This window comes from Nocardia terrae, assembly GCF_009760405.1.
GTDB lineage: Bacteria > Actinomycetota > Actinomycetes > Mycobacteriales > Mycobacteriaceae > Nocardia > Nocardia terrae.
Window position 1 is genome coordinate 188582 of record NZ_WRPP01000014.1, and the last position, 7612, is coordinate 196193.

The 7612-nt window shown below is 64.5% G+C and carries 11 protein-coding genes and 4 tRNA genes; 14 read left to right on the forward strand and 1 reads right to left on the reverse strand.

Translation table 11 applies throughout. The features are described 5' to 3' along the window. The first annotated feature begins 23 nt into the window (after positions 1-23). Complete coding sequence (htpX, locus tag GPX89_RS41505; protein ID WP_157393247.1) at positions 24-908, forward strand: zinc metalloprotease HtpX; 885 nt, start codon at positions 24-26, stop codon at positions 906-908. Positions 909-955: 47 nt separating this feature from the next. On the opposite strand, the gene GPX89_RS41510 is transcribed toward htpX, so the two are convergent. Next, positions 956-1447, reverse strand: a complete 492-nt coding sequence (locus tag GPX89_RS41510) for a YajQ family cyclic di-GMP-binding protein (protein ID WP_328602914.1) — start codon at positions 1445-1447, stop codon at positions 956-958. Between the two features lie 142 nt (positions 1448-1589). Between GPX89_RS41510 and GPX89_RS41515 the strand changes: the two genes are divergently transcribed. From GPX89_RS41515 to GPX89_RS41575, 13 genes are all read left to right on the forward strand, one after another. Then, positions 1590-1672 (forward strand) — tRNA-Tyr (locus GPX89_RS41515). A gap of 212 nt (positions 1673-1884) precedes the next feature. Continuing rightward, positions 1885-1957, forward strand: a tRNA-Thr gene (locus tag GPX89_RS41520). Positions 1958-2037: 80 nt separating this feature from the next. Continuing rightward, positions 2038-2110: transfer RNA gene (locus tag GPX89_RS41525), tRNA-Met, on the forward strand. Between the two features lie 43 nt (positions 2111-2153). After that, a complete protein-coding gene (gene rpmG, locus GPX89_RS41530; protein WP_029925945.1) occupies positions 2154-2324 on the forward strand; it encodes a 50S ribosomal protein L33 in 171 nt (56 codons plus the stop codon). Between the two features lie 193 nt (positions 2325-2517). Then, positions 2518-3564, forward strand: a complete 1047-nt coding sequence (locus tag GPX89_RS41535) for a fused (3R)-hydroxyacyl-ACP dehydratase subunits HadA/HadB (protein WP_157393295.1) — start codon at positions 2518-2520, stop codon at positions 3562-3564. Positions 3565-3744: 180 nt separating this feature from the next. Further along, positions 3745-3817: transfer RNA gene (locus tag GPX89_RS41540), tRNA-Trp, on the forward strand. 29 nt (positions 3818-3846) lie between these two features. Beyond that, a complete protein-coding gene (gene secE / locus GPX89_RS46145) occupies positions 3847-4233 on the forward strand; it encodes a preprotein translocase subunit SecE (protein ID WP_157393248.1) in 387 nt (128 codons plus the stop codon). Between the two features lie 132 nt (positions 4234-4365). Further along, positions 4366-5190 carry a transcription termination/antitermination protein NusG gene (gene nusG / locus GPX89_RS41550; RefSeq protein WP_407939572.1) on the forward strand — a complete coding sequence of 275 codons (825 nt, stop codon included), beginning with the start codon at positions 4366-4368 and terminating at the stop codon, positions 5188-5190. Positions 5191-5354: 164 nt separating this feature from the next. After that, positions 5355-5789, forward strand: a complete 435-nt coding sequence (gene rplK / locus GPX89_RS41555; protein ID WP_157393250.1) for a 50S ribosomal protein L11 — start codon at positions 5355-5357, stop codon at positions 5787-5789. A gap of 91 nt (positions 5790-5880) precedes the next feature. Further along, on the forward strand, positions 5881-6591 hold the full coding sequence (rplA, locus tag GPX89_RS41560; RefSeq protein WP_157393251.1) for a 50S ribosomal protein L1: 711 nt from the start codon (positions 5881-5883) through the stop codon (positions 6589-6591). A 260-nt stretch (positions 6592-6851) separates the two neighbouring features. Continuing rightward, a complete protein-coding gene (locus tag GPX89_RS41565) occupies positions 6852-7106 on the forward strand; it encodes an AbrB/MazE/SpoVT family DNA-binding domain-containing protein (RefSeq protein WP_157393252.1) in 255 nt (84 codons plus the stop codon). Then, on the forward strand, positions 7103-7369 hold the full coding sequence (locus GPX89_RS41570; RefSeq protein WP_328602915.1) for a PIN domain-containing protein: 267 nt from the start codon (positions 7103-7105) through the stop codon (positions 7367-7369). Before GPX89_RS41565 ends, GPX89_RS41570 begins: the two co-directional genes overlap by 4 nt. Before the next feature lie 3 nt (positions 7370-7372). After that, the coding region (locus tag GPX89_RS41575) for a PIN domain-containing protein (RefSeq protein WP_328602916.1) at positions 7373-7612 on the forward strand (240 nt) is incomplete at its 3' end.

Sequence of the window (7612 nt, forward strand, 5' to 3'; positions counted from 1 at the left end):
AGGGGGCGTCGGAAGGAGACCATATGCATGGGCACGGGTATGCGAATGGGCTGAAGACGTTCGGGCTTCTGGTCGGCATGTCGGCGTTGATCGTGTTTGCGGGCGCCCTGTTCCGTAACCCCACGATCCTGGTGTTCTCGATCCTGCTGGCCGTGGGCATGAACGCTTACGCCTACTTCAACAGCGACAAGCTGGCGCTGAAGGCCATGCATGCGCAGCCGGTGACCGAGCTGGAAGCGCCTGCGATGTATCGCATCGTGCGCGAATTGGCCACGGCCGCACGCCAACCCATGCCGCGGCTCTACATCAGCCCGACCAATGCGCCCAATGCCTTTGCCACGGGCCGTAACCCGCGCAACGCGGCTGTCTGCTGCACCACCGGCATCCTGCAGATCCTCGACGAACGCGAACTACGCGCCGTCCTCGGCCACGAACTCTCGCACGTCTACAACCGCGACATCCTGATCTCTTCGGTCGCGGGCGCGATGGCGGCGGTGATCTCCGGTCTGGCCCAGATGGCCATGTTCGCGGGCATCTTCGGCGGCGGCAATCGCGACGGTGAAGGCCCGAATGTCATTGGCATTCTGCTGGTTTCGCTGCTGGGCCCGATCGCGGCCTCGCTCATCAAACTGGCCGTCTCGCGCTCCCGCGAGTATCAAGCCGACCAGGATGGCGCGGAACTCACCGGCGACCCCCTGGCCCTCGCCTCGGCCCTGCGCAAGCTCGAACGCGGCACCCAGGCCGCACCCCTGCCCCCGGAGCCGCAACTCACGGCTCAGTCCCATCTGATGATCGCCAACCCCTTCCGCAACGGCGAGGCGATGGCGCGCTGGTTCTCCACCCACCCCCCGATGGCGGACCGTATTGCCCGCCTCGAGGAGATGGCGGGCGGCCCCCGCCGCTATTGAAATGGGGGTCCGGGGGCCAGGCCCCCGGTCTCCCCCTATTTCCGCGACTAGCGGTAGTTCACGAACTGCAGGGCGATATCGAAGTCGCTGCCCTTGAGCAGGGAGATGACCGACTGCAGATCGTCGCGGCTCTTGGAGCTGACCCGCAGCTCCTCGCCCTGAATCTGCGCCTTCACGCTCTTGGGGCCCTCGTCGCGGATCTTCTTGGCGATCTTCTTCGCGTTCTCGGTGGTGATCCCCTGCACCAGGGTGCCTGTGATCTTGTACACCTTTCCGGAGGCCTGCGGATCGCCGGCGTCGAACGCCTTGAGCGAGATGTCGCGGCGAATCAGCTTCTCCTTGAAGACATCCAGCGCCGCCTTCACGCGATCCTCGGACTCCGCGCTGAGGACGATCTTCTCCTCGCCGGACCATTCGATGCTCGCGCCGGTGCCGCGGAAGTCGTAGCGCTGGCTCAGCTCCTTGGCGGCCTGGTTGAGCGCATTGTCCACCTCCTGGCGATCGATCTTGCTCACCACATCGAACGACGAATCGGCCACGCTTGTGCTCCTTGTCCGAGATCGGAAAATTTGGGGTGTCGAACGCCGACGCTAGTCCCTGCGGCGTGGCGATATCCAGCCGGTTTGCATTGCGGGAGGGGGTTGGATGTATTCTCGTCACCGCGCCGCAAGGCGCAACCCAGGCAGATTGCCCGAGCGGCCAATGGGAGCGGACTGTAAATCCGTCGGCGAAAGCCTACGTAGGTTCGAATCCTACATCTGCCACCGAAGAACCCCGTGGATGAATGTCCGCGGGGTTCTTTGTATTCGAGCCTGTGTCAGGCGTGCCGGGCGCCTCGCGTCCGGCCACTGCCCGCCACCCCCTCGGAACCGGGTCAAAACCGGCTCTGACCACAGGATTTGGAACTGCGGCGGGGGAGTGTGTAATCTCGTTCAAGTCGTCAGCGCCCCGGCCCAGACCGGAGCAAGACAGACACGCCCCCTTAGCTCAGTCGGCAGAGCGTTTCCATGGTAAGGAAAAGGTCAACGGTTCGATTCCGTTAGGGGGCTCGCCGGATTGCCGGTGGTGACCGACTCGGCTTCTCCTTGCAGGACCGGGACCTTCCCGCCGTCAAGTACCGACAACAGATGGCGGTGTAGCTCAGTCGGTAGAGCAAACGACTCATAATCGTTGTGTCGCCGGTTCAAGTCCGGCCATCGCTACATACTGATATTCCAATCAGGCTGACCGGAAAGAAGGCAAATCGTGGCCGCGAAGTCCACTGATATCCGGCCAAAGATCACCTTGGCCTGCGAGCAGTGCAAGCACCGCAACTACATCACCAAGAAGAACCGGCGTAACGACCCGGACCGCCTCGAGCTGAAGAAGTTCTGCCCGAACTGCGGTACCCACCGGGCACACCGCGAGTCTCGCTAACTTAACCCCGCGCGTTCTACCGCGTGGAAACAGTGCCGGATCGGCAAGCCACTTCGTCTCTTAGAAAGGGACATTGGCCCCGGTCCGGCATTTGGTGTATATACCGGTGGTTCAGCGCTCCGCCCGATCCTGATGAAGGATCAGATAGGGACTTCCTGCCGTGACGATCAACACCGAGATCACCGAGGCCGATATGGTCGATTCCACCGAGAATTTCGACCCCGCCGCCCACGCGGCCGCCATGGTCGGCCATCACTACCGCGTCGACGACTACTACGAGGTCGGCCGCGAGAAGGTGCGTGAGTACGCCCGCGCCGTGCAGGACTACCACCCGGTCCACTGGGACGAAGACGTCGCCCGCAGCTACGGGCACGACGGCCTGGTGGCCCCGCTCACCTTCATCTCCCTGGTCGGAATCCTGGCCCAGCGCAAGCTCTTCGAGCAGATCGTCACCGGCTACGACCTGAGCCAGATCATGCAGACCGATCAGATCCTGGAGTTCCACCGGCCCATCAAGGCCGGCGACCAGCTGTCCTGCATCGTCTACCTGCACTCGTTCCGGCAGGCCTTCGGCGGCGACATCATCGTCACCCGCAACGACGTGGTCGCCCAGAACGACGAACTGGTGCTCACCACCTACACCACCCTCATCGGCCGCAGCGGCGGTGACATCGATCCCAATATCGGTGACGCCGTGCGCAATGTCCTGATGCACGGGGTGGGCCCGGACGCCGCCGACGCCGACAAGCCCGTCGAGATCGAGACCCCCGAACAGGTCGCGCCGGTCGTCGCGACCGGCAAGGTAGTGGCGAGCGCCTTCGCCCGCCGCTTCGAGGACATCGCTGCCGGCGACGAACTGCCCTCGCGCACGGTCCTTCTCACCCGCGGCGATCTGGTGAACTACGCCGGCGTCTCCGGCGACGCCAACCCGATCCACTGGAGCGACGACGTCGTGAAGCTGGTTGGCCTGGAAAACGTTGTGGCGCACGGCATGCTGACCATGGGCCTGGGCGGCGGCTTCGTCACCTCCTGGCTGGGCGACCCGGGTGCGGTCAAGGAGTACAACGTCCGCTTCACCAGCCCCGTCTACGTCCCGGTGGACCGCCCCGCCGAGATCGAATACACCGGCAAGGTGAAGTCCGTGGACCCCGAGACGCGCACCGCCGTGATCGCCATCGTGGCCAAGTCGGAGGGCCGCAAGATCTTCGGCCGCGCCACCGCAACAGTGCAGCTGGGCTGACATTCTCCCGAGGTACGTCGCGACACCCCGATTGGCGGTCGCCACGCGGGGTAACGTACACTCGGGAATCTGGGGTCACCAAGCCGATGCGCGCTGCTCCGAGGAGCGGCGCGTATGTTGTGTGAAAGCCCGTGTACAACTGAATAAGAACAGTGGCTGGACCGAACCCCGTCCAGCCGAAGGGGCGTAGCTCAACTGGCAGAGCAGCGGTCTCCAAAACCGCAGGTTGCAGGTTCAAGTCCTGTCGCCCCTGCCCTGGATGCCGACGTAGAGAGGATCGACGTGAGCGACGACGAGCGGGACACTCGCCACGAAGATGGCGATGACACCGCCGTGGCTCGTCCGAGCGGCAAGCGGTCCGCCCGGCGCTCACGCGCCGCATCGAGTTCGGTCGCGACGATCGACCGGCCGTCGGACGCGGCCAAGGCAACCACCAAGCAGTCCGGCAAAGACAAGAAAGCCGGAAAAGGCGGTCGGGGCAACCCGTTCAAGAGCCTGATGAAGTTCCTCAAGGAAGTCATCGCGGAACTTCGCAAGGTCATCTGGCCCAACCGCAAGCAGATGGTCACCTATACGAGCGTTGTCCTGGTGTTCGTGATCTTCGTGATCGCCTACATCAGCGGGTTGGATCTGGCGTTCATCAAGGGTGTCAACTGGCTCTTCGGCTAGGCGGCACGATGACCGCCTCTGACCGTCGCCGGTGACCGGCCCCCGTGCAGAGGCGGGGAGCGGGACCATCCGCCGGGCGTAATGCCCCGGCGCGCAGAGGATTACGTGACGACCAAGAAAGCGAGTGCCCCAGTGAGCACCCCGGAGAACGGCACAACCGAGGAATTCCCGGTGGATGACGTGGTGATCGACGAGACCACCGCGGACGTCGAGGACGCTGAGGGTTTCGAAAGCACCGAGGGCTTCGCCGACGCCGACGAGTTCGCCGCCGACGCCGAAGAGGCCGAGCCCGCGCAGCCCGCCGCGCAGATCACTGACGAGCCCGCCGACCCGGTCGCCGAGATGACCGCCGCGCTGCGTCGCGCCCCCGGCGACTGGTATGTCGTGCACTCCTACGCCGGCTACGAGAACAAGGTGAAGACCAATCTCGAGACCCGCGTGCAGAACCTCGGTCTCGAGGACTACATCTTCCAGGTCGAGGTTCCGACCGAAGAGGTCACCGAGATCAAGAACGGCCAGAAGAAGAACGTCAACCGCAAGGTGCTGCCGGGCTACATCCTGGTCCGCATGGAGCTGAACGACGAGTCCTGGGGCGCGGTGCGCAACACCCCCGGTGTCACCGGTTTCGTCGGCGCCACCTCGCGCCCGTCCCCGCTGACCATCCCCGAGGTCGTGAAGTTCCTGGTTCCGGCCGCGCAGCAGAAGAAGCCCGTCGCCGCGGCCGCCGCTGCCTCGACCGCGGCCGGCACCGGTGGCGAGACCTCCATCGTGAAGCCGGTCATCGAGGTCGACTTCGAGGTCGGCGAGTCGGTCACCGTTATGGACGGCCCCTTCGCCACCCTCCCGGCCAGCATCTCCGAGGTCAACGCCGAGCAGCAGAAGCTCAAGGTGCTGGTCTCGATCTTCGGCCGCGAGACTCCGGTGGAGCTCGGCTTCACCCAGGTCGCCAAGATTTAGTCGCATGAAGGCGGTGGCCCGGGTTTCACCCGGTGTCACCGCCTTTTTTGCGTTCACGTAGACTTGCCGGGTTGTGCCTTGGGCCGGAGCTTGACACTCGCCAGGGCGCACATCCCGGAAAAGGCTTACGGGTGATCCGTAAGAAACCTAACCAAGGAAGAAAGATGCCCCCGAAGAAGAAGAAGGTCTCTGGGCTTATCAAGCTCCAGATCCAGGCTGGCGCCGCGAACCCGGCCCCGCCGGTCGGCCCCGCGCTGGGTCAGCACGGCGTCAACATCATGGAGTTCTGCAAGGCGTACAACGCGGCGACCGAGTCGCAGCGTGGCAACGTCATCCCGGTCGAGATCACGGTCTACGAAGACCGCACGTTCGACTTCAAGCTGAAGACGCCGCCCGCCGCGCGTCTGCTGCTGAAGGCCGCCGGTGTGCAGAAGGGCTCCGCCGAGCCGCACCGCACCAAGGTCGCGCAGGTCACCATGGATCAGATCCGTGAGATCGCCAAGACCAAGCAGGAAGACCTGAACGCCAACGACATCGACGCCGCGGCGAAGATCATCGCTGGTACCGCCCGCTCGATGGGTATCACCATCGCGGAGTAGAGCTTTCGTGTCGCCGAACGGCGATACCGAGCTCGCGTGGAAGGGACCGCCTGTCCCGCACCACTTCTGACTTAGACAAGGACAGACAAAAATGGCAAAACGAAGCAAGGCTTATCTCGAGGCGGCCGCCAAGGTCGACAAGAGCGCGCTGTACGCCCCGCTGGCCGCCGCGCGGCTCGCGAAGGAGACCGCCACCACCAAGACCGACGCCACCGTTGAGGTCGCGGTTCGCCTGGGTGTCGATCCCCGCAAGGCCGACCAGATGGTCCGCGGCACCGTCAACCTGCCGCACGGCACCGGTAAGACCGCCCGCGTCATCGTGTTCGCCGTCGGCGACAAGGCCGCTGAGGCCGAGGCCGCCGGTGCCGACGCCGTGGGCGCCGAGGACCTGATCGAGCGGATCCAGGGCGGCTGGCTGGACTTCGACGCCGCGATCGCCACCCCGGACCAGATGGCCAAGGTCGGTCGTATCGCGCGTGTCCTGGGCCCGCGTGGTCTGATGCCGAACCCCAAGACCGGCACCGTCACCCCCGACGTGACCAAGGCCGTTCAGGACATCAAGGGCGGCAAGATCAACTTCCGCGTCGACAAGCAGGCCAACCTGCACTTCGTGATCGGCAAGGCTTCCTTCGACGACAAGAAGCTGGCCGAGAACTACGGCGCCGCGCTCGACGAGATCCTGCGTGTCAAGCCCTCCACCGCGAAGGGCCGCTACGTCAAGAAGGTGACGTTCTCCACGAACACCGGACCGGGCATCCCGGTGGATCCGAACCGCACCCGCAACTTCGCCGAAGAGGACTGACCTCTCACGCGATTCGCGTAGCACGCAAGAACAGAGCCGGGGCCAGCACAAAGTGCTGGCCCCGGTTTTTTGCATGGGTCGGCGCTACGCAGGTTGGGAATGTCCGGCATGCAAAGCATGCTGGCCCCGGTTCCTTTTGTATGGGGAGCCGGTGCTCCGCAGATCAGGGAAGGGCCGGTACAAGATTCGTACCGCGGCTCTTCGCCTCTGCTGCCCCAGGTCGTCGTATCCTTACTTTGGGGCCAAAGTAAGGAGACATCATGGACGCGGTTGCCCGGCTGACGTCGAAGGGGCAGCTAACAGTGCCCAAGGCGATTCGTGACGCGCTGGAACTGCACGTCGGTGACAACGTCCTCTTCCGAGTAGAGGGGCAGGTCGTGGTTTTGGCCCGCACCCCCGACTTGCTCGAATTGGCGGGCAGTGTGCCCGTCCCACCGCAGGTCCGGGGTCGATCCTGGGAGGAGATTCGGGAGGCGGCCTGGGCGGCGCAATGGGGCGAAGGAGGTGAGCCGTGACCGTTTTCCTGGACACGAATATCCTGGTTCGCCATCTCACGCAGGACCCGCCCGAAATGGGCCGCAGGGCGACAGCCTTTCTCGCGCAGGCTGATTCGCTGCAATTGCCGGATCTGATCCTGGCCGAGACCGTCTATGTGCTGCAGAGCGTCTACCAGGTGCCGAGACCTCAGGTCGCCGCTCTGGCGCGGGTGCTCGTCAGTTCTCGCAACATCGTCACCGGCGATCCCGGCCTGGGCGGCGCAATGGGGCGAAGGAGGTGAGCCGTGACCGTTTTCCTGGACACGAATATCCTGGTTCGCCATCTCACGCAGGACCCGCCCGAAATGGGTCGCCGGGCGACAGCCTTTCTCGCGCAGGCTGATTCGCTGCAATTGCCGGATCTGATCCTGGCCGAGACCGTCTATGTGCTGCAGAGCGTCTACCAGGTGCCGAGACCTCAGGTCGCCGCTCTGGCGCGGGTGCTCGTCAGTTCTCGCAACATCGTCACCGGCGATCCCGGCCTG